Origin of the sequence: Aggregatilinea sp., from assembly GCF_036822615.1 — a bacterium.
GTDB lineage: Bacteria > Chloroflexota > Anaerolineae > Aggregatilineales > Aggregatilineaceae > Aggregatilinea.
Genome location: NZ_DAISHJ010000011.1, coordinates 4,888 through 24,629, shown reverse-complemented (window position 1 = coordinate 24,629; position 19,742 = coordinate 4,888). Strand labels below are relative to the sequence as shown.

Annotated in this window: 18 protein-coding genes; 10 read left to right on the top strand and 8 right to left on the bottom strand. The window is 62.1% G+C overall.

Annotation, left to right across the window (positions count from 1 at the left end):
- Positions 1 to 12 precede the first annotated feature (12 nt).
- Positions 13 to 1,734, bottom strand: a complete 1,722-nt coding sequence (locus V7116_RS05800) for a sensor histidine kinase (protein ID WP_324390945.1) — start codon at positions 1,732 to 1,734, stop codon at positions 13 to 15.
- 133 nt (positions 1,735 to 1,867) lie between these two features.
- Complete coding sequence (locus V7116_RS05795; RefSeq protein WP_324390944.1) at positions 1,868 to 2,581, bottom strand: response regulator transcription factor; 714 nt, start codon at positions 2,579 to 2,581, stop codon at positions 1,868 to 1,870.
- A gap of 312 nt (positions 2,582 to 2,893) precedes the next feature.
- Here V7116_RS05795 and V7116_RS05790 point away from each other — a divergent pair, with 312 nt between their 5' ends.
- Genes V7116_RS05790 through V7116_RS05780 form a run of 3 tightly spaced genes read left to right on the top strand, consistent with a single transcriptional unit; the run spans position 2,894 to position 4,547 of the window.
- Complete coding sequence (locus tag V7116_RS05790; RefSeq protein ID WP_324390943.1) at positions 2,894 to 3,163, top strand: DUF2277 domain-containing protein; 270 nt, start codon at positions 2,894 to 2,896, stop codon at positions 3,161 to 3,163.
- Between the two features lie 44 nt (positions 3,164 to 3,207).
- A complete protein-coding gene (locus V7116_RS05785; protein ID WP_324390942.1) occupies positions 3,208 to 3,924 on the top strand; it encodes a helix-turn-helix transcriptional regulator in 717 nt (238 codons plus the stop codon).
- A 47-nt stretch (positions 3,925 to 3,971) separates the two neighbouring features.
- Positions 3,972 to 4,547 carry a dihydrofolate reductase family protein gene (locus V7116_RS05780; RefSeq protein ID WP_324390941.1) on the top strand — a complete coding sequence of 192 codons (576 nt, stop codon included), beginning with the start codon at positions 3,972 to 3,974 and terminating at the stop codon, positions 4,545 to 4,547.
- Between the two features lie 105 nt (positions 4,548 to 4,652).
- On the opposite strand, the gene V7116_RS05775 is transcribed toward V7116_RS05780, so the two are convergent.
- Positions 4,653 to 6,494 carry an ABC transporter ATP-binding protein gene (locus tag V7116_RS05775; RefSeq protein ID WP_324390940.1) on the bottom strand — a complete coding sequence of 614 codons (1,842 nt, stop codon included), beginning with the start codon at positions 6,492 to 6,494 and terminating at the stop codon, positions 4,653 to 4,655.
- 298 nt (positions 6,495 to 6,792) lie between these two features.
- Here V7116_RS05775 and V7116_RS05770 point away from each other — a divergent pair, with 298 nt between their 5' ends.
- Positions 6,793 to 7,467, top strand: a complete 675-nt coding sequence (locus tag V7116_RS05770; protein ID WP_324390939.1) for a response regulator transcription factor — start codon at positions 6,793 to 6,795, stop codon at positions 7,465 to 7,467.
- The gene (locus V7116_RS05765; protein WP_324390938.1) at positions 7,464 to 8,537 is read left to right on the top strand and encodes a sensor histidine kinase; all 1,074 of its coding nucleotides are present in this window, start codon (positions 7,464 to 7,466) and stop codon (positions 8,535 to 8,537) included. Before V7116_RS05770 ends, V7116_RS05765 begins: the two co-directional genes overlap by 4 nt.
- A gap of 27 nt (positions 8,538 to 8,564) precedes the next feature.
- On the opposite strand, the gene V7116_RS05760 is transcribed toward V7116_RS05765, so the two are convergent.
- Positions 8,565 to 10,700, bottom strand: coding sequence for a sensor histidine kinase (locus V7116_RS05760; protein ID WP_324390937.1), 2,136 nt, complete (start codon positions 10,698 to 10,700; stop codon positions 8,565 to 8,567).
- Positions 10,676 to 11,419: a response regulator transcription factor gene (locus V7116_RS05755; protein WP_324390936.1), complete on the bottom strand. Its 744-nt coding sequence runs from the start codon at positions 11,417 to 11,419 to the stop codon at positions 10,676 to 10,678. Before V7116_RS05755 ends, V7116_RS05760 begins: the two co-directional genes overlap by 25 nt.
- A gap of 146 nt (positions 11,420 to 11,565) precedes the next feature.
- Here V7116_RS05755 and V7116_RS05750 point away from each other — a divergent pair, with 146 nt between their 5' ends.
- Positions 11,566 to 13,206, top strand: a complete 1,641-nt coding sequence (locus V7116_RS05750) for a DUF4153 domain-containing protein (protein ID WP_324390935.1) — start codon at positions 11,566 to 11,568, stop codon at positions 13,204 to 13,206.
- The gene (locus tag V7116_RS05745; protein ID WP_324390934.1) at positions 13,203 to 13,595 is read left to right on the top strand and encodes a hypothetical protein; all 393 of its coding nucleotides are present in this window, start codon (positions 13,203 to 13,205) and stop codon (positions 13,593 to 13,595) included. Before V7116_RS05750 ends, V7116_RS05745 begins: the two co-directional genes overlap by 4 nt.
- Here the strand turns inward: V7116_RS05745 and V7116_RS05740 are convergent.
- The 3 genes from V7116_RS05740 to V7116_RS05730 all read right to left on the bottom strand — a co-directional run bounded on the left by V7116_RS05740 (position 13,590) and on the right by V7116_RS05730 (position 17,398).
- A complete protein-coding gene (locus tag V7116_RS05740) occupies positions 13,590 to 15,155 on the bottom strand; it encodes a serine hydrolase domain-containing protein (protein ID WP_324390933.1) in 1,566 nt (521 codons plus the stop codon). The genes V7116_RS05745 and V7116_RS05740 overlap by 6 nt on opposite strands.
- Positions 15,156 to 15,216: 61 nt before the next feature.
- Positions 15,217 to 16,698: a sensor histidine kinase gene (locus V7116_RS05735; RefSeq protein ID WP_324390932.1), complete on the bottom strand. Its 1,482-nt coding sequence runs from the start codon at positions 16,696 to 16,698 to the stop codon at positions 15,217 to 15,219.
- A 10-nt stretch (positions 16,699 to 16,708) separates the two neighbouring features.
- Positions 16,709 to 17,398 carry a response regulator transcription factor gene (locus tag V7116_RS05730; RefSeq protein WP_324390931.1) on the bottom strand — a complete coding sequence of 230 codons (690 nt, stop codon included), beginning with the start codon at positions 17,396 to 17,398 and terminating at the stop codon, positions 16,709 to 16,711.
- A gap of 219 nt (positions 17,399 to 17,617) precedes the next feature.
- Here V7116_RS05730 and V7116_RS05725 point away from each other — a divergent pair, with 219 nt between their 5' ends.
- The 3 genes from V7116_RS05725 to V7116_RS05715 all read left to right on the top strand — a co-directional run.
- Entirely contained in the window at positions 17,618 to 18,139 is a 522-nt protein-coding gene (locus V7116_RS05725) for a DUF4405 domain-containing protein (RefSeq protein ID WP_324390930.1), read from the top strand.
- Between the two features lie 18 nt (positions 18,140 to 18,157).
- A complete protein-coding gene (locus V7116_RS05720) occupies positions 18,158 to 18,577 on the top strand; it encodes a hypothetical protein (RefSeq protein ID WP_324390929.1) in 420 nt (139 codons plus the stop codon).
- A 445-nt stretch (positions 18,578 to 19,022) separates the two neighbouring features.
- A partial coding sequence (locus V7116_RS05715) for a cache domain-containing protein (protein ID WP_324390928.1) occupies positions 19,023 to 19,742 on the top strand: 720 nt, incomplete at its 3' end.

Sequence of the window (19,742 nt, the reverse complement as noted above, 5' to 3'; positions counted from 1 at the left end):
GTTCCGGGGTGGTTAAGCTTCCGTAACCAGTATTTGGGAGGCGGGCGCCAGCGGCAGCCGGACCGTGATCGTGGTCCCCGCGCCGCTGCTTTCCGCCACGATCGAGCCGTGGTGCGCCTTGACGATCGCTTTCGTAATCGCCAGCCCCAGACCGCTGCCGGGGAAGTGCGCGGCATTGTGGCCCCGGCGGAAGCGCTCGAACAACTGCGGCAGATCGTCGGCAGGGATGCCGATGCCGGTATCCTGCACCACCAGCACCACATCCTGATCGACCGGGTGCAGGCTCAGCGACACTTTGCCTCCGGCGGGGGTGAACTTGATCGCGTTGTCCATCAGGTTCGAAATTACGCTTCCCAGTTGATCGGCCCAACCAGACACGGGCGGAACGTTATCCGGTAGGGACAGCTCGTAGTCCAGGTTGGCCTGCTCGGCCCGCGAAGCATACAGTTCACTGGTGGTGCGGATCAGGCGGTTCAGGTCCACCAGCGTCAGCGTGTCGCTGCCCGATCGCGCTTCGATGCGCGACAGGGCCAACAGCCCGTCCGTCAGCTTTTCTAGCCGGATCACCTGTTCGTGCGCGCGGCGAATGGCGGTGGATGGGGTTTCGCTCCTGGCTACTTCGAGACTGGTGCGCAGCGCAGTGAGCGGCGTGTGAAGCTCGTGCGCGGCGTCCGCGACGAACCGCTGCAGTGTGACGACGATTTCCTGAATCTGGTCGGCCATCGCGTTGAACGACAGGGCCAGCGTGCCCAGTTCGTCCGGTCGCGCGACGTTTGCGCGCAGTGACAGGTCTCCGGCCATCATGCCGGTTGTGACGTCGGTCAGCGCCAGCAGCGGCTTGCTGATCTGGCGGCTGACGAGCCAGCCCACCGCTGCTGCCAGCAGTACTGCGATGCCGCCCGCCAGCAGCCACCCAAGCGCCACGCTCCTGACGATTTCGCTGCCATAGGCCGGGCCGTCCGATAGGATGATGGTGCCGATCTGGTTATTGCTGGCGTCAAAAATGGGACTCGTGATCTGCTGGCCGGAGCGCGGCACGGCTTTCCCTTCGACGGCGCGCATACTGCTCGTGCTGCCAAACGAAAACCCGTAGAACGTGCTCGACAGCGGCAGCGTGGACACGGCATTCATTCCAATTTGCGGGCGAGACGGTTCGGATGCGGATATCTCGACGGCTTCCCCACCGCCAAGCGCGGTAATCGTGCCGGATGCGGTTTGCATGGACGGAATAAAAGCGGTTGCCGCCAGTATGTCCGGCTGGCCCTCGAACTGGACCTGCCACGCGGTAGGGCGCGAGACGATCATCTGGTCCTGCCCTTCGGCATTTGCGGGGGCGTCGTCAGGTAGGGGGGCAAGGCGGATTGTCTCAACGCGCAGGTTATCGAGCGTCAGGTCGCTGGCGGCGTACACGAATGAGATGACGTACGGGGTTTCGGGAGCGCCCGTATCGACGATCTGCTGGCCGCTGGAATCCACCACACGCACGCGCACTTTAGAAATAAACGCGAGGTTCTCAAGCTGGGGCTGGAGCGCGTTGATAGGCACGTCTTCGGCGGTCGCGTCGGTCAGCAGCGTTTCGAAGCTTTCTGCATTGCTGACGAGATACTCGCGCTCTTTGTCGCTGTAATAGCCGCGCAAAATGCCCAGCAGTACCGCGCCCAGCGCCAGCGCCGCTAAACAGGCAATTGCCGCGTAACTGAGGGTCAGCCGCCACCGGATCGATTGAATTTGCATTGTCGTGCCTCGCGTTGGTTTTTGCCCGACCATGCCGCTTTTGGGTCACAGCCGGGTTTCAAACGGGTTAAGGTTTCGTAACCGGGCAACACCGGATCGGCCCTGGGTGGGGGAAGCAGTTCTGCGGACCGCGCTATCCGGCGAAACGGTATCCGATGCCCGGCACGGTCAGAATGATGGCCGGTTCCTCGGGATTGTGCTCGACTTTTTCGCGCAGGCGGCGCACGTGCACGTTGATGGTGCGCTCGCTTTCCACGTCGGCGCTGTAGCCCCATACCGCGTCGAGGATCTGCCGCCGGGTGAGCGCCTGGCCCTTATTCTGTGCGAGGAAGGTCAGCAGCCGGAACTCGATGGGCGTCAGGTTCAGCAGTTCGCTGCCGCGCCATACCTGTCCGCTGGCCCGATCGAGCACGAGATCGGCGGCATAGAGAATATCGCCGCTGTTCGTCGTGGACAGTTCCCCATAGGCGCGGCGCAGCAGCGCCCGCAAACGCGACAGAAGCTCGCGCAGGCTGTAGGGTTTGGTCATATAGTCATCCGCGCCCATTTCCAGCCCCAGGATTTTGTCGATCTCGTCGCGCTGCACGGTCAGCATCAGGATCGGCTGGCGCAGCTTGAGGTGGCGCATCTCGCGGCAGAAATCCACTCCGGACCCGTCCGGCAGGCGCACGTCGAGCACGATCAGGTGCGGATTGTGCTCGCGCGCGAAGTTCACGCCTTCCTGGCCGGATGGCTTCCAGGTGACCGCATAGCCTTCACGCTCCAGCCCGTCTTGCAGGCTTTGAGCGACGGCGTCGTCATCTTCGATCAGCAGAATGTGAAATTTGCTCTGGTTGGTCGTCGTCATGAGTCCCTCGGTGATTAGGGTCGCTGCGCGCTGCGACCCGCTCTCCACGCTGCGCCGCAGCCCGCGCAGCGCTCGTGATCTTCCCTCAAATTGCGCGCGCAGTCCAGCAGTTCCGCCCCAACAGGCCGGATTGGCCCATTGGTACGGCTGGTAGGAGCCCAATGAATCGATTATAATAGATACAAATGTTCTATTATTCTAATCGAATACGACTCATCCCGGCACAGGCGCACATGGGCTTTCGGGTCCAGGCCAACACATCGTTCTCATTCGCCGTTCTCATCCGGCCTTACGGGCAGCGAGGAGCAGCTCATGTGTCGAAATATCAAGCCCCTGTATAACTTCGATCCCCCGGTGACCGACGCCGACGTTCGCGCCGCGGCGCTGCAATACGTGCGCAAGGTGAGCGGCTTTCAGAAGCCGTCCAAAACGAACGAAGCGGCGTTCCGGGCCGCGATCGACGAGATTACCGCCGCGACGAGCCGCCTGCTGGACTCCCTTGAAACGAACGCCCCCGCGAAAAACCGCGAAGCGGAAGCTGCTAAGGCGCGCCTGCGTTCGGCGCAGCGGTTCGCGCAGTAAGCGGCGTACCCCGATCGCGACCTGAATAGCCTGGAGGCGACGATATGGATTTGACCTGCGAAGAGCGTGTCTCGGATTCGCCGTTTATCGAACGTGTCTGGCGCAGCCGCAGCGAGCAGGCGGGTTCGTTCGTTTCGATGGCGAACACTCGCTGCGAGATGGTCGTCACGCGCTGGCGCAACACGGTCATGATGACCATGCGTGGCCCGGAAACGAGGGCGACGCCTGCTTTTGGCGTGCCGGATGCGGAATTTCTGGGCATCACGTTTTCGCTGGGGACGTTCATGCCGCTGCTGCCCGCGAAAAAGATCAGGGATCGCTGCGACGCGAACCTGCCGCTGGCAACCAGCCGGACCTTCTGGTTGCAGGGCCGGGCGTGGCAGTTCCCTGATTTCGACAACGCCGAGACGTTTATCGACTGGTTGGTGCGTGACGGTCTGCTGGTGCGTGATACGCTCGTGCGCTCGGTGCTGAACGGCGAGTTGGTGCGTTCGCTCACCCCGCGCACGCTGCAGCGCCGCTTTTTACAGGCGACGGGATTGACGCACGGCGCGGTCCGCCAGATCGAGCGTGCGCGTTACGCGACGCTGCTGCTGAAGCAGGGTGTATCGATCCTGGATGTCGTGGAGCAGGCCGGGTATGCGGATCAACCGCACCTCACGCGCTCGCTGAAGCATCTGATCGGCCAGACTCCCGCGCAGATCCTCTCCGCCAACCGGACTGAACCGCTGTCGTTTTTGTTCAAGACAGCACCCTTCTAAACCCTGTATGATGAGGGTGTTCGGTTGAAGCACAAGAGGAGCTTTCAATGCGCAAAATCATTGCTTCCACGTTCGTTACACTGGATGGTGTCATGGAAGCGCCCGGCAGCGGTGATCCCACGCTGCCTGAGTATCGCGGTTGGTCCGAGCCGTTCATGACGCCGGAAATGGGGCAGCTCATCCTCGAGCAGATGGATGCCAGCGACGCCATGTTGTTGGGCCGCAAGACCTACCAGAACTTTGCCGCCTTCTGGCCGAATATGCCCGACGACGATCCCTTTGCCCACCGCATGAACACCCAGACCAAGTACGTGGTCTCGACCACGCTGGACAAGGTCGAGTGGCAGAATTCGCACCTGATCAAAGGCGATCTGGTCGAGGAGATCACGAAGCTGAAGCGGCAGCCGGGGCGCAACATCGCCATCACGGGCAGCGGCACATTGATCCAGTCCCTGCTGCGGCACAACCTTATCGACGAGTACCAGCTTGCCCTATGTCCAGTGGTGCTCGGCGTGGGCGAGCGGCTTTTCGACGGCGAATTGGACGGCAAGCGCGTGCTGAAGCTGGCCGATACGCGCACGTTCAGCACGGGCATGGTCATGCTCACGTATCGCTGCGAGTGAGGCGCGACCCGCTCGACGTAGACGACAACAAACGAGGCTGGCCGCTCCGGTGTGGAGCGGCCAGCCTCGTTGTATGTCCTGCTGTTTCGGCGCGATTGACGCCGGTTATCGGGCCGCGATCTCGTCGAGCAGAGACAGGTCTTCTTCGGACTTGCGGAACTGCATCGTGTACAGGCGCGCGTACAATCCGTTCAGCCGCATGAGTTCGTCGTGTGTGCCCAGTTCGAGGATGCGGCCCTGGTCCAGTACGGCGATTCGGTGCGCGACCTTGATCGTGCTCAGGCGGTGCGCGACGATGACGGTGGTCCGGTTTTGCATCAGCCGGTCGAGCGCTTCCTGCACCATGCCTTCCGATTCGTTGTCCAGCGAGCTGGTCGCTTCGTCCAGCAGCAGGATAGACGGATCCTTGAGGATCGCCCGCGCGATAGCGATGCGCTGGCGCTGGCCGCCGCTCAGGTTCATGCCGCGCTCACCGACGACCGTATCGTACTGGTTGGGGAAGCTCATGATGAAGTCGTGCGCGTTCGCGGCCCGCGCCGCCTCGATCATCTCCGCGTCGGAGGCGTCCAGCCGCCCGTACAGGATATTGTCGCGGATCGTTCCGCCGAACAGGATCGTCTCCTGGGGCACGATGCCGATGTGCTCGCGCAGGCTGGCCTGCGTCACGTCGCGGACGCTGTGCCCGTCGATGCGGATGTCGCCGCTGGACGGGTCATAAAAGCGCGGGATCAGGTTGAGGATGGTGGTTTTGCCCGCCCCGCTGGGGCCGACCAGCGCCAGGATCTCGCCCGTGCGGATGTCTAGCGAGACGCCATCCAGCACCGGCGCGTCGTCATTGTAGGTGAAGGAGACATTCTTCATCTCGATGTGGCCGCGTACCGGGGGCAGGGTGATGGCATCGGGCGCATCCTCCACGGTAGGAGCGGTGTCCATGATCTCGAAGACACGCCGCACGCCGCCCAGTGCCGCGCTGAGCTGGGCATATAGTCCGCCCAGCCCGGCCAGGCTCCCGGCAATTGTGATGCCGTACATCAGGAAGCCGGTGATCATGGCCGCCGTCAGACGCCCGGCGATGACTTCGCGCGCGCCGTACCACATGATCGCCGCGATGGAGCCGAAGCCCAAAAACATCATGACCGAGCCGAACAGCGAGTTATACACGGCGATGCGCAGCGACGCCCGGAATGTTTTTTCCATCGCGGTGTTATAGCGCTGCGTTTCGTAGCCTTCGCGCCCGAAGCTCTTAACGACGCGGATGCCCTGCAAGCCTTCTTCTGCGACCACGGTCGATGCGGCCAGTTGGTCCTGAATGTGCGTGCTGCTTTTTTGGATGCGCCGACCAAACGTGAATGCGACGAGGATTAGCACCGGGATCAGCGCCACGATGAACAGCGTGAAACGCGCGTTCAGGCTGAGCACGATCACGATCGAGCCGACGAGCGTCAGGATCTGGCTCAGGAACGAGGTGATGGTCGTCGTCAGCATCGACCGCATCTGCGTGACGTCGCTTGACAGCCGCGATACGAGATCACCCACGCGGCGCGCGGCATAGAAGTCGAGCGACAGTTCTTGCAGATGCGTATAGAGCGAGGTGCGCAAGTCGAACACGATCCGCTCGCCGATATACGACAGCAGGTAAGACTGCACGAAGCTGAACGCGGCCTGAAGCAGAAACAGGCCGAGCAGCACGGCGGTGAGCGTGTTGACTGCGCCGTAATTCTTCGCGTCGATCACCGTATCCAGCAGGCGGACGATCACCGCCGGAAACGCCAATCCGAACCCGGTCGAGAGGACCAGGGCGACAATCGCCAGACTCATCCGACCCGTATACGGCTTCAGATAGCCAAGCAGGCGCCGCCAGTTGACGGACTTCCACGATACGCCCTGGGTGTCCTCGGCATTAACTTCCCTGGCGGCGCGCCCGCGCTGATTCCTGCGTTCTGCCATGTGTGAACTTCCTTCCCGGTAAACCCTGGAAATGCCAGCTTCCTAAGCTCCGTGCAAACGATACAGGGACTACATAAACTCAATTTAAACAGGGGGATGTGCTGAAAAACTATAATGTGACTCTAACGCTTCCTGCCGTTATCTACGCGCAAATGCGCATCCGGTCGCGCTGTGCCTCGTAGGTGCGGCGGTGGCTCGGCGCTGTTTATATTCAATTTACCGAAGCGATGTACGCTATGAAGCAGATGCTCTGTGTGGGCATTCGGGTTGGTGCGTAGGTGGTAGAAGGAACGATTGAATGAGCAGAATCATGATTGTGGACGACGATCCCCACATCCGCGAACTCGCGCGGGTCTTTTTGCAGGACGAGGGATTCGATGTCTATGAAGCGCAAGACGGTGTCGAAGCCCTGGCCCGGTTGGAGACGATCAGGATGGACATGGTGATCCTCGACATCATGATGCCCAACATGGACGGCTGGGAGCTGTGCCGCCGCCTGCGCGAAGCGTATGACATTCCGCTGTTGATGCTCACGGCGAAGGGCGAGACGAGCCAGAAGATCAAGGGTTTCGATCTGGGCACGGATGACTACCTCGTCAAGCCGTTCGAGCCGCTGGAACTGGTGGCGCGCACCAAGGCGCTGCTGAAACGCTACCGGATCGCTACTTCGCAGACGGTCCAACTGGGCGAGCTGACGATGGATCACAAAACGTTCGAGGTGATCGATAACGGCGAGCGTGTGACGCTGCCCTTGAAGGAGTTCGAGCTGTTGTTCAAGCTCGCCAGCTACCCGGGCCAGACCTTTTCGCGCGATCAACTGATCGAGGATATCTGGGGTTACAGCTACGAGGGCAACGAGCGCACGCTGGACGTGCACATCAACCGGCTGCGCGACCGCTTCCCCGAGGCGCAGCATTCCTTCCGCATCCGCACGATTCGCGGCCTGGGCTACCGCATGGAGGTCGTGCCGTGACGCGACGCGAGCGGGCGAGCGGGTTTTTGTGGTTTCTGGTGATGCTCGCGGTTCTGGCGGTGAATTTTGCCGTGGCTTACCTGCTGACCGGGGTGATTTACGATATCGTAGGCTGGTCACCGCCGCCGGTCGTCGTTCAGGTGTTGAACTCGATTGGTGGTCTCGTGCTCACCGCCCTGACGATTCGGGCGGTGACGCTGATGTTCCACAACCGGATCTTTGACGGCGAACGCAGGGTGTATGCCCCCATCATCGAAGCCCTGGAGCGCATGGCAAAGGGCGATTTTAGCGTTCGGGTGGATGGTCCAACCGGTGACCGGAGGCAATCGCACGGGCTGTTTGGCGACCTGATCGAGACGGTCAACCGGACCGCGCGCGAGCTGGACCAGATGGAGACGCTGCGGCAGGAGTTCATTTCTAACGTGTCGCACGAGATCCAGTCGCCGCTGACGTCGATTCGCGGGTTTGCGCAGGCGCTGCAAAACGACCGGCTCAGCGCCGAGGCACGCCAGCACTACCTGGGAATTATCGAAACGGAAAGCGTACGCCTCTCACGGCTGACCGAGAATCTGCTCAAGCTGTCAACCCTGGAATCCGAACAGGTGAAGTTTGAGCCAAAAGCGTACCGCCTGGATAAGCAAATCAGGAATCTCATCCTGGCCTGCGAGCCGCAGTGGACGGCCAAAGCCCTGGATATGGACGTCGCGCTCGATCCGGTCGAGATCGTCGCGGACGAAGATCTGCTCGGCCAGGTGTGGATCAACCTGATTCACAACGGGATCAAGTTCACGCCGGAGCAGGGGCGGATCTGCATCGAGCTTCACCGGCCCGGCGAGTCGATCGAGTTCAGCATCAGCGACACCGGTCCCGGCATTTCCGCCGACGACCAGACGCGCATCTTCGAGCGGTTCTTTAAGTCCGACAAGTCTCGAACGCGCTCCGATAACGGCGGGAGCGGCCTGGGGTTGTCCATCGCGCAGAAGATCGTGGCGATGCATCATGGCGCGATCGCCGTGTCGAGTACGCTCGGCGCGGGCGCGACCTTTACGGTGACGCTGCCCACAGCTTAGCGCCAGCATGTCGCGCCGTCTCGTTGGCTAGGAAGGCAGCGAGATGGTGATGCGCGTGCCGCTGCCGTCCTGCGGATCGATGCGCAGCTCGCCTCCGACGATCGCCAGCAGTGTGCCGTGCAGCACCAGCCCGCCGCCGCTGCCGCCGGAAGGTTCCACACTGGCCTGCGGGCGGTGCGCCAGCCCCACGCCGTCATCGCGGACGGTGATCGTCAGCGTTTCGTCGCAGCGGATCTCCACCGCGAGATGCAGCGCCCGGTCCGGTTCACCGCCGCGCCCGTGAACCGCCGCGTTGCGCACGACCTCGCGCACGGCATTGAGCACCACTTCCTGATACAGCGGATCGAGTTCGACCGGGGAAGGCTCGACGTGCCAGGACACGGAATCGAATGCGCCCTTGAATTCCGTATCGATCAGGCTGCGCAGCGCGTACACGATGCTACCGCTCGAGCCTGCCGGACCCTGCATCCCGGCCAGAGTGTGAATCAGGTCGGAGATGCGGTGGTGAACGTCGGTGAGCGACTGGATCGCCTCCGCAACAGCCGGATCGGTGCGGGCATGGGGATGCAGTCGCAGCGCGATCAGGTGTAGTTCCGGCAGAATGTCGTCGTGCAGCGTGCGCCGCGTGCTCAGGTCCATGACCTTCGTTTCGGTGAGCTTCCGGCGCTGGATTTCCTTTAGTCGTCGCGCGATCTGTTCCCCAGCCAGCGTATCGATGATGCGCTCGGCGCTGGCCCGCGCGATCTCGATTTCCTCCTGCGTGTATAGCCCGCCGTCCTGCTTTGGTCCCAGCAGCAGCGCGCCCACCGGGCCGCGTTCGGTCCACAGCGGGATGGCCCATTCCAGCCCGGCGTGCTGCGCGGGATCGAGCGGCAGGACGACCGCGTGCGCGTCTTCGAACAGTTCAGGCGGTATGGCGATTGGCTCCGGCTCCGCCTCGTCGGGGTACACCAGCGGCTGGCCGATCAGCGGCGCGAGCGCGCCCGTCGGGATGAGGTGCACATGCGCCGCGCCGAGCATATCCGCACACACGACTCTGAACAGCGTGCGCGCGCCCGAATCGGGGCTGTCGTCCGCGCTCAAAAAGCCGTTTACGAGCCGCTGGCTGGTGACGAACGGGCGCAGCCGCTCCATGAACTGATCCCGCTCGACGAACGAGCGCCAGCCAAACAGCGCGTAGAACACAACCATCAGCAGGGTTGCCAGCAGCGTGCTGTAGATCGGGCGCGGCTGGTAGATCACGGTCCAGCTTGCCAGCACCGCGTAGCCGCCTGCCAGCAGCACGATGCTGCGCCAGTGGCGGGATAGGCCGCGCCGGGGCAGGGTCTTGCCGGTGAAGATCTCGTACGACACGATTGCCTGCCCCAACAGCAGCAGCACCCCGCCGATGAGGACCGACATGATGAGGTCGAACGAGGCGATCTCGTGCTCCCAGCCGAAGTAGATCCCGCCGAACACGCGGTAGCCGTTGAGCGCCCACATGAAAAAGCCGGTGATCAGCACGCCGACCAGCAGCAGTACGAGCGACGCGCCCAGCAGCCAGGGGCGGGCGCGCCTGCGCGCGAGGTCACCCATCATGCGCGCGGAGGGTTCGGGGCGCAGCAGCGCGTCGATAGGCAGCGTCGTCGCCAGGAACGCGAACGGGGGATAGAGCATGAACAGCAGCGGCACGCCGCCCAGCTTGGGCACAGCGGTCGTGTCCCGGTACGCGATCTGCGTGTAGGTGGGCAGGGCATGTGCCAGCAGGATGAACAGCAGCAGTCCCAACGCCAGCGCGCTGGTGACGATCAGGCCGGGTAGGTGGCGGCGGCGCAGAGGGGATGCCGGTGAGTCCCAGAATCCCGCATACCACAGCAGCGTCACGTGCCAGATGTAGGGCGCGAGGACCACCGGGAACCACCCGATCCGCCACCAGAAATCCAGCTCCCGGCTGACGGTGGTAGTCATGTTGTGGCCCAGCATCACGGTATGGCTGATGAAAAATAGCGCGCCCAACAACAGCCCGCCGTCCAGCAGCCACAATCCCCACGTGCGGCGCTCCGTGTTGAGCAGCACGATCAGGCTGAGCCACAGCAGCAGGATCGTGTTGAACAGCGAGGCGCTCATCAGCGCCCAGTCCAGTCCGAAATCGCCCGTGATCACGGCTGGCCCCAGGCGACCCACTCGCCGCGCTCGTTGCGCACGCGCGCCTGTCCGTTCGCGTCCCACTGGATGAGGCATCCTGTTTGTGCGATGAGCGCCGCGCGCGTCCGCGCCACTTTTTCGTCCGCTGCCGTTTCGACCAATCCCCACGCGGCATAGATCTGGCCGTTAGTGCGGCTGATGGTGCGTTTGTCGCGGAAGCCCAGCCGCTCCGCGATCTGCTCGTTGGTCAGGCCCTGGGCCAGCATTCGTGCGACGACCTGCTCGTTCGGCTCCAGCAGCGTCATGGGATGGTGCTCGTCCTGGTGGCGCACTTCCTGTACGCGCGCGGCGATGTCGGGATCGACGAAACTGCGCCCGCTGACGGCGTCTTTCAGCAGCGGCACGATCATGTCGGGCAGCAGGTAGTTCGATTTCCGCACGTAGGCGTAATGCGTCAGGATGCCAGAGTGACGAAAAGCCCTGTAAAACGCGTCGTCGTCCGCGATGGAATAAAACACGACGGGCAGGCGGGGAAACTCGCGCCGGATGGCGACCGCCGCTTCGATGCCGTTCATCGCGCCCGCCAGCGCCACGTCCATCAGCATGGCCTCAATTTCCTGCTCCGCAAGGCAGTAATCGAGCGCCTGTTCGCCCGACGGAAACGCCGCCGCGATGGTGATTTCCCCGGTGCCTTCCAGTCCCAGTTTCAGCGCGTCTTGCAGCCTGAGATTGTCTTCGACCAACAGCAGTTGCAGCATCGATTGCCCTCCATGCCCGCACAGTAGCAGCGAACGTGTGCCGCGTCAAGCACTCAAGTGCGTCCGCATCGCCACTTGAGAGGTCGAGTTTCCGCCGGGGTCGCAGTAGAGTGGTTCAAAACATCATACCCGAAAGGATTGCTATGATGCAGGCTGAAACATCACCCCTGCCGCTCCCTGAACTGGATGACTTTCTCGACTCGTCCGATGCTCGCGTGATCGCTGAGGATCGGGCGCGGCAGACGCGCGCCGCTCTGCTCGCCATCACCAGTCTGGCTTTGGGGCTGAGCGGCAACATCCTGTTCCATACCAGCACCATCGGCATCAACGTATTTTTGTTCGCGGTCCTGTGCCTGATGGCGGTTGGGGGCGCGCTGTTTTATTTCCGCCGTCCCATCGTCTGGTATCACGTCGTGTTTGCCGTTCCGGCGGCGCTGTTCGCGCTGCTGCTGGCGGTTCGCCTCGCGCCGGAACTGAGGTTGTTCAACATCCTGGCGCTGTTCGGCTGCGTGGTGATTCTGCTCTACTTCAACGGCACGCCCCGGTTTTTGGGCGGGTGGTGGTTCGCGCCCATCGGGTACGGGATAGAACTGGTCATGGCCGCGTGGTTCTTCGGTTTGCAAGCCGTCGTGCCGGAGACACTGCGTTGGGCCGGGCGCGCCGAACTGGATACCCGGCATCTTGGCACGGCGAAATCGGTGCTGCGCGGCCTCGTGTTCGCGCTGCCGGTAATTATCGTCTTTGCGCTGCTGCTCAGCTCCGCCGACGCGGTTTTTGGCCGCCTGACCGGGGATGTTCTGCACTTCCTGCTCCCGGCAAGTGCAGAGGGCATCATCGAACAGACCGTGCTGACGGCAGGCTTCGCGGTGATCGGCCTCACGCTGCTCTGGACCGCGATCGAGCCTCACACACAGACCACCGTGCCCATGAGCGACTCCAAACGCGGTAAGGCGTCTGTGCTGCGGCTCAACATCATCGAGGCGAGCATGGTGTTGGGCAGCGTCAATGCGCTGTTCGTGGCCTTCGTGGCAATCCAGGCGCGTTACCTGTTCGGCGGGCAGGCCAATATCACAGCGCAGGGCTACACCTATGCCGATTATGCGCGGCGCGGGTTCTACGAGCTGTTGGTCGTGTCGTGCATGACGATCGCGCTGCTGGTTGCGGTGGAGCACCTGACGTATCGCAAGCGCGAGGAGGAGCGGCTGTTCCGCGGACTGGTCACGCTGATGGTCTTGCTGACGGTCGTGATCCTTGTCGCGGCGTTCCGGCGGCTGACGCTCTACGAAGATGCCTACGGCTTCACACGCATTCGTGTCATGAGCAGCACATTCATCATCTGGCTGGCGGTTGTGCTGGCTGCGCTGTGGATCGCCATCGTGCGCCATCGCCCGGAAATCCTTCTGGCGGGCGGGGTGATCGCCGGACTGGGATTCGGCCTCAGCCTGAACGTCATAAACATGGATGCGTTCATCGCGCGTCACAACATCGAGCGGTATGACAACACCGGTAAGCTTGACGTGGATTACCTGCTGACCCTGTCGGACGATGCAATTCCCACCATCGTTCCGTTATTGGATCGGGAAGACCTTGGCTCTGAGCAGTACGGGCTTTTATACGGACTGGCCTCGCGGCTGGTCGTGCTTGACTACAGTCGCGCGCAGCGCGGCCCGTTTGGGTATCACGTGGGCGAGGAACGCGCGTGGCAGGCGCTGGACGCTTACCGCGCCCGGTTGGAACCGTATATGGGGCGCAACGCGTCGGACGGCTATGGATGGAGTGGCTCGTGAACCGCAGATTGATCACCACGTTGGGACTGGCGTTTTTGGTTGGATTCGCGGGCCTGCTGGCGACGGGCTGGTCGCCGTGGTTTCTGAGGCCGCTGCGGTGGCTGGGTGAATATCAGGCGTTTCACATCGTTGCGCACTTCTCGATCTTCGCGTGCCTGATTCTATCGTCGCGTGGGGCGCGGTTCTGGCGGCTGGCGCTGGGAGGTGGGGCGCTGATCGAGCTGGCGCAGATCACGGTCGGCGGCTTCGCGCTGACTCGCCCATTGGCGCAGGACTGTCTGTTTGATCTGGCGATCGATCTGGTAGGTGCGGCGTCGGCCTGGGGGTACCTCGCGTATCGCCGCCGCTCGGATGTCATGGGGCAGGGGCGCGTGCTGCGCCCGCTATGACGGCGCTTTTTGCCCGATGGCCGATCCGTCCCGGTACAGCGTGATCGTGCCGCTGGCGTCCGTCTCAAAGGTATACGTGACGATCAGGCCGTCCCGCATGCGGTTGGGGGTGATGAAACCGGTCGCGCTGTAGGGGACCAGTTCTGTCCCTTGCCCCAAATACAGCTTGCCGTCGCGCGTCTCGACCTGGATCGTGCCGCCTGCGCCGCTGTATGTACCTTGCAGCGGTGCCCATGCGGCGGGGTCGGCCTGATAAGTGCGCGCCGCGTCGAGCTTGCTCTGGCGGTCGGCGGGATCAAACGCGGCCTCCTCGTTCAGCGCGGCGGCGACGTCGCGGCCTGCGTCCGTGCCGGTTATTTGCTCCAGCAGTCCCATGCTGGCCGCTAATGCGAACAGGCTGCCCGTGCCCAGCCCGGCGTTCGACAGCACGGCGACGCCCGCGTTTTGTGCCGGGAGCAGCATCACCACGGCGTAAAACCCGTCGATAGAGCCGTTGTGCCAGATGGCCGTCTGCCCGTTGAAGTCGGCGGGGAACCATCCGAGCGTATAGCCGTTGGTCTGAAATCCCGTCGGGCCGATGGGCGGCTGCGGCGGGTAGGCGGCCTGCTGCGTGTGCATCTCGTCCAGCAGCGCCGCCGAGAGGACCGACTGCCCGTTGAACGTGCCGTCGCCCAACTGGAACTGCACGTAATTGCCCATCGCGCGGGCGCTGAGGTTGAGCGCCCCGGCAGACGCGACCCCCGCGAGGCTGACGAACGGCGCGGGCTGCATACCTTCCACAATGTTGAGGCTGTGCGGTACGGCGTGATCCGGCGCCTGCTGCATGGCCTCGATGTCGAACGTCTCGCCGCTGATGTCCAGAGGCCCCAGAACGTTGTCCCTCATATAGTCCGGCCACGTTTGCCCGGTGACCTGCTCGATCAACGCCCCGGCGATGGCGTAGTTGTAGTTGTCGTAAATGTGGACCGTGCCCGGCGCGGCGGCCAGGGTGAGCGTGGCGGCGTAGTCAACGGCGGCGCTCAGCGTCGTGATCTGGCCCGAATACCACGGCCCATCATCGCCGCCGGGCAGTCCGCTGGTTTGCGCCAGGATCTGCCGCACAGTGACCGTTTGCGTTGCGCTGGGATCGGAAAGCTGGAAGTCGGGCAGGTACGTGATCACGGGCGCGTCGAGCGAGACGAGTCCCTGATCGACCAGCCGCATGACGCCCAGCGCCGTAAACGACTTGGTGATCGATCCGATGGCGAACAGCGTGTCCGGCGTGATCGGTTCGCCGGTTGCGGTCGAGCGCACGCCGTAGCCCTGCACGTAGCGCACCTCGCGGTTCTGAACCAGCGCCACACCCGCGCCGGGAATGTCGTACTCGTCCATCAATTCCGCGATGAACGCATCCGCCTCCGGGTAAGGGGACGCCGCTGCGGACGTTGGGGCGGCGTTCGTCGGACCTGCTGCGGGTGTCGCCGTGATGACGACCGGCTGATCGGACTGGCCCAACGTGCAGCCCGCCGCGAGACCCGCAATCACAGTCAGCGCCACCATGCGCTGTGTCCAACGATACATGCCCTGCTTCCCCTTCGCTGTCCCGCGCGGATACTGTGTCGATTGTCGCACGAACAGCGGATCATGCCAGCGGCCACCGCACCGCGATCGTTGTGCCCTGGCCGATACCGGGACTGGCTGCTTCGATGGTCCCGCTGTAGGTCTCGACGATCGATTGGGCCAGCGCCAGCCCCAGCCCGGTGCCTGGGATCGAACGCGAACGTGCGCGGTCGGCGCGGTAAAAGCGTTCGAAGACGTGCCCGATCTGCTCCGGCGAGATGCCCTGTCCGGTGTCGGTGACGCTGAGCACGACGGCCGCATCGTCGCGCCAGACGCGCCACGTCACGCTGCCGCCCGCTGGAGTGTACTTGATCGCGTTGTCCAGAATATTGCGGAACAGCACGGTCAGGTGCGTCAGGCTGGCATTGACCACGAGCGGCTCGTCACCCTCTACGTTCAATTCCAGCGAGATGCTGTGATTTTTGGCCTGCTGGCTCATCGCTTGAATGAGGCTGTGGGCGAAACGCGCCAGATCGATTTCTTCCTGCCCGATCTCCGCACGTTGGGCGTCGAAGCGCGAGAGCAGCACCAGATCATCGACCAACGCACTCAGGCGGACCAGCTCGTCGTCCAGCTCGCCGACATACTGCTGCACCGTCGCGGCATCCAGCTCCTTGTCGAAGCGCAGCGCTTCCGTCCGCAGGCGCATGGTCGTGAGCGGGGTGCGCAGTTCGTGCGAGGTGTTGCTGGCGAAGGCACGCTGCTCCTCGATCATGGCCTGCACGCGCGTCGCCATCTGGTTGAATGCCAGCGCCACCGCGCCCAACTCGTCCTGCCGCTGGTCGGTGATGCGGTGCGACAGCTCGCCTTGAGAGAGGCGCAGGGCCGAATCGCGCAGATTTTCGAGCGGGCGGATCAACGATCGCGCCAGCCAGATGCTTGCCAGCAGCGCCAATGTGGTGATGACCGCCAGCCCGAAGATCAGCGTTTCCCAACGCTGGCGGATGGCTTGGTTGAGCACGCTGGCCGGTTCGCTGAGCTGAATATAGCCGTTGAAGGCGGTCGTTTTGATGGGGGCCGCCGTGTAGAGCGTCGATTCGCCGTCGGCGTTGTCGCGCTGGTCCACGATGATCGTGTTCCGGTTGGCGCTGACGATTTCGGGGAAATCTTTGAGATTGTCGGGCAGCGGCCAGACTGGTTCTTCGCCGTCGGGCCGGGTGTGGTCGCGCCGGTCCGGCGTGTCGTCGCGTTCGGTGTCGATCACCACTGGCGGCTGGGAATCGACCTTATAGAGTTTGATTTCAGTATCCGCGCGTGGGTTGAGGCTTTGCAGAATTTCGTCCAGGTCGTCTTCGTCCGGCGTTTCTCCGACCTGCGACGGTCGCGTGGCTTCTTCAAACCCGCGCGCGACCAGGACGACTTCGTTACTCAGCCGCAGCTCGTAGTCACGGCGCGCCGCGTTCGAAAGCTGCTGCCCGGCCAGCAGCGCAAGCACACCAAATCCCAGGACGATCAGACCGGTGTAGGTTGCCAGGAGGCGGATACGCAGGCTGTGGCGGTTCACAAGTCAATCCTTAGGACGGAGTAAAGCGGTAACCGACCCCGCGCACTGTCTGGATAAGTTCCGGGTTGCCGGGGTCTTCTTCGAGCTTTTCACGCAGCCACCGGATATGCACGTCCAGAGTACGCATGTCGCCCAGCCAGTCCGTCCCCCAAACGCGATCGAAGATCTCCGCGCGCGATACGGCCTGCCCGGCGCGCAGCATCAGCAGCGACAGAAGCTCGAACTCTTTATAGCGCAGCGGCAGCTCGACGCCGTTTTTGGTGACCTGGCGGGTGTCGAGATCCAGCATGATGTCGCGGATACGAACGCTGTTCACCTGCCGGGCCTGCTGGAGATCCATCTCGACGCGGCGCAGCAGCGCCTTAATGCGCGCCATTAGCTCACGCGTGCTGAACGGTTTGGTCAGGTAGTCGTCTGCGCCGAGTTCCAAACCCAGGATACGGTCGATCTCATCGCTAAGCGCCGTGAGCATCAGAATCGGGACGGTGCTGTGCTGGCGTACGGCCTTGCACACTTCCCACCCGTCCATTTCGGGCAGCAAAATATCGAGGATGATCAGGTCCAGCTCTTTCTCCAGCGCAAGCTGTGCGCCTGCTGCGCCGTCTGTCGCCTGGGACACCTGAAAGCCCGCCGATTTTAGTGAACGTACCACTGGCCCCAGAATCAGCGGGTCGTCCTCGATCATCAGGATATGTGTCACGGCTCCTCCTCTTCGACGTATGCAGTGTGTTCACATTGTGTCATCTTGCCGGTAGGCAGGCAACCCGATTTAAGGTGAATTTAAGCATGTTTGAGGTAGGCATAACCTGCGGGGTTCGAAAGTCCATTATAGTGAACAGCATCACAAAGGACGTGCGCCGGTTGTGCGGCAAGAGGTGACCGGCAGTACCTGGGAAGTATGTACAGACGGAGATCGAACATGGCCCGAAGACTGCGATTAAACAATACAAAAACCAAGCTGCTTCTTGATATCTCTTTGGCTGTCGCGTTTATTGTGGCGCTGGAACCGCAATCGACAGGACAGTACTGGCACGAATGGCTTGGTATCGGATTTGGCGTTGCCGTCATCGTCCACATCCTGCTGAGTTGGAAGTGGGTAGTTTCTGTAACGCGCCGCTTCTTTGGCAAAACGTCGGGCCAGGCGCGGATCAACTACCTGTTGAACCTCGTGCTGCTGCTCGCTATGGGAACGGTGGTTGTGAGCGGGCTGATCATTTCGAGGAATCTTCCGATTGCGGAAACGCTGGGGGTATCCTCCCAGACGCAGCATACGTGGGAAGAACTTCACCGTTGGTCGCCGCAGGTTGCGCTGCTGGTGCTGGGGGTTCACCTGGGTCTGCACTGGAAATGGATCGTGGCGACCATCAAACGCTACACCTGGAAGCCGCGCCGCCGGATTGCGCCCCAGAAGGCGCTGCCCGAATTGAGCACGCGCAGCTAGCGCGGGATGGAGCCTCTCATGTCTAAGAATCAGAAATCACTGGTAATGCTGGTAATCGTAATCGCAGTATTGGGATTGAGTGGCTATTGGTTGGACCGCACCGGGTATCTTGAAGTGCCGCGTGTCTTCGACGTGCCTGCCGTGCTGACAGGATCGGACGCGGGCGGCTCTGCGATGGGCGAGCGGCCTGCCGGGGACTTTGGCGGGCAGGATCGGAACGCTGAATTTGAAGGCGCAGGGCAGGGCGAGCGTCCCCAGGGTGGCGGCGGTCATGAGGGCGGCGGTGGTTTGAGTGAGCGTGTATTGTTGAGTATGGCGTCGGATGTATGGTTCCTGGCAGTGACGATCACGGCGGTGGTGATTGTGATGCGCGGAGCGGCGCTGGTGAAGGCACAGCTTCGGCGTGCGCGCCACCCTGCGATGGCTGCCTCCTCTTAACAAGGTGTGCCCGCGACAGCGGGTAGATCACCGACACCTTTGCAAACTCGCGGGCTGCTCCCCAGTGGACCAGCCCGCGAGTCGCGTCTGGTGAGGGCCCCATGAGGGAAGGAAGGGCCACAATTTCCTATTGCAGTCTGTTTGTGTTACTTATTTAATATCATGTTAATATTATAAAACCATCTTGAAGATTTTTGTTCGTAAGTATTGTTAGAGGTAAACGAAAAACTGCTCGAAAGTGCAATGACAGCACTTACAGCTAGTGAGTTTGAACTTTTGTAGAGAAGTATCAGGTGATTTGCGGTTATTATCACTATCACTGTAAACTAAATGAATATGAAGATTACGAGTGTCCTTATTCGCCGCGCTTGAATCCTTAGGGGCCAGTTGAATGGGGCAGCATCTCAGTCGCAGTTTCAGGTTCCGCTTCATAGCACTGATTTTGTTGGCACTGCTGCCTGCCTTGGCGCTCAGCTTTTACTCGGTGACCAAACAGCGCCATGATTCCATCGAACGCGCCCAGCAGGAAGTGACTCGCATTACCCAATTGGCGGCAGATAACTACGACAACCTCGTCACCAGCACGCACCAACTTCTGATCACTCTGGCAAACCAGCCGATCATTCTTTCCGACGATCCGGACGTCTGTACCGGGTTGTTCGACGAACTCCTGGGCCGCTATCCGGTCTATTCGGGCTTCGCCATTATTAAGGTCAACGGCGATGTTCTGTGCCCGCCGTCCGAATCTGGCGAGCTGATCAACGTTTCGGACCGGGAATATTTCCAGCAGGTGATGGAAACCGGCGAATTCACGATCGGTAAATACGTGCAGAGCCGGTTATCGGGCAGGCGAATCGTCGTGCTGACGTATCCGGTGCTGGATGAAAACGAAGATATCATCCGCATCGTCGCTGCCAGCCTGACGGTGAACTGGCTCAGTAACATCGCGCGCGAGGCGGATTTGCCGCAAGATGGCGTTTTGTTCATGGTCCAGAGCGATGGAACCCTGCTCGCGCGCTATCCCGAGCTGGATCCCGAGCGCGCGCAGAACGAAAGCGCTGCGCCGGTCATCCAGACTTTGATCCGCGAGACCGAAGAGGCCAGCACCATGGATACGGTTGGCCTGGATGGGGTGGAGCGCCTGTATTCCTATACGCAGCTGGCT

Bases quoted from the DNA above. Each gene is read 5' to 3' on its own strand.
- V7116_RS05770 (WP_324390939.1), top strand. From the start codon at position 6,793: ATGAGCAGAATCATGATTGTGGACGACGATCCCCACATCCGCGAACTC.
- V7116_RS05795 (WP_324390944.1), bottom strand. From the start codon at position 2,581: ATGACGACGACCAACCAGAGCAAATTTCACATTCTGCTGATCGAAGAT.
- V7116_RS05720 (WP_324390929.1), top strand. From the start codon at position 18,158: ATGTCTAAGAATCAGAAATCACTGGTAATGCTGGTAATCGTAATCGCA.
- V7116_RS05800 (WP_324390945.1), bottom strand. From the start codon at position 1,734: ATGCAAATTCAATCGATCCGGTGGCGGCTGACCCTCAGTTACGCGGCA.
- V7116_RS05775 (WP_324390940.1), bottom strand. From the start codon at position 6,494: ATGGCAGAACGCAGGAATCAGCGCGGGCGCGCCGCCAGGGAAGTTAAT.
- V7116_RS05755 (WP_324390936.1), bottom strand. From the start codon at position 11,419: ATGCTGCAACTGCTGTTGGTCGAAGACAATCTCAGGCTGCAAGACGCG.
- V7116_RS05740 (WP_324390933.1), bottom strand. From the start codon at position 15,155: ATGTATCGTTGGACACAGCGCATGGTGGCGCTGACTGTGATTGCGGGT.
- V7116_RS05780 (WP_324390941.1), top strand. From the start codon at position 3,972: ATGCGCAAAATCATTGCTTCCACGTTCGTTACACTGGATGGTGTCATG.
- V7116_RS05725 (WP_324390930.1), top strand. From the start codon at position 17,618: ATGGCCCGAAGACTGCGATTAAACAATACAAAAACCAAGCTGCTTCTT.
- V7116_RS05790 (WP_324390943.1), top strand. From the start codon at position 2,894: ATGTGTCGAAATATCAAGCCCCTGTATAACTTCGATCCCCCGGTGACC.
- V7116_RS05785 (WP_324390942.1), top strand. From the start codon at position 3,208: ATGGATTTGACCTGCGAAGAGCGTGTCTCGGATTCGCCGTTTATCGAA.
- V7116_RS05750 (WP_324390935.1), top strand. From the start codon at position 11,566: ATGCAGGCTGAAACATCACCCCTGCCGCTCCCTGAACTGGATGACTTT.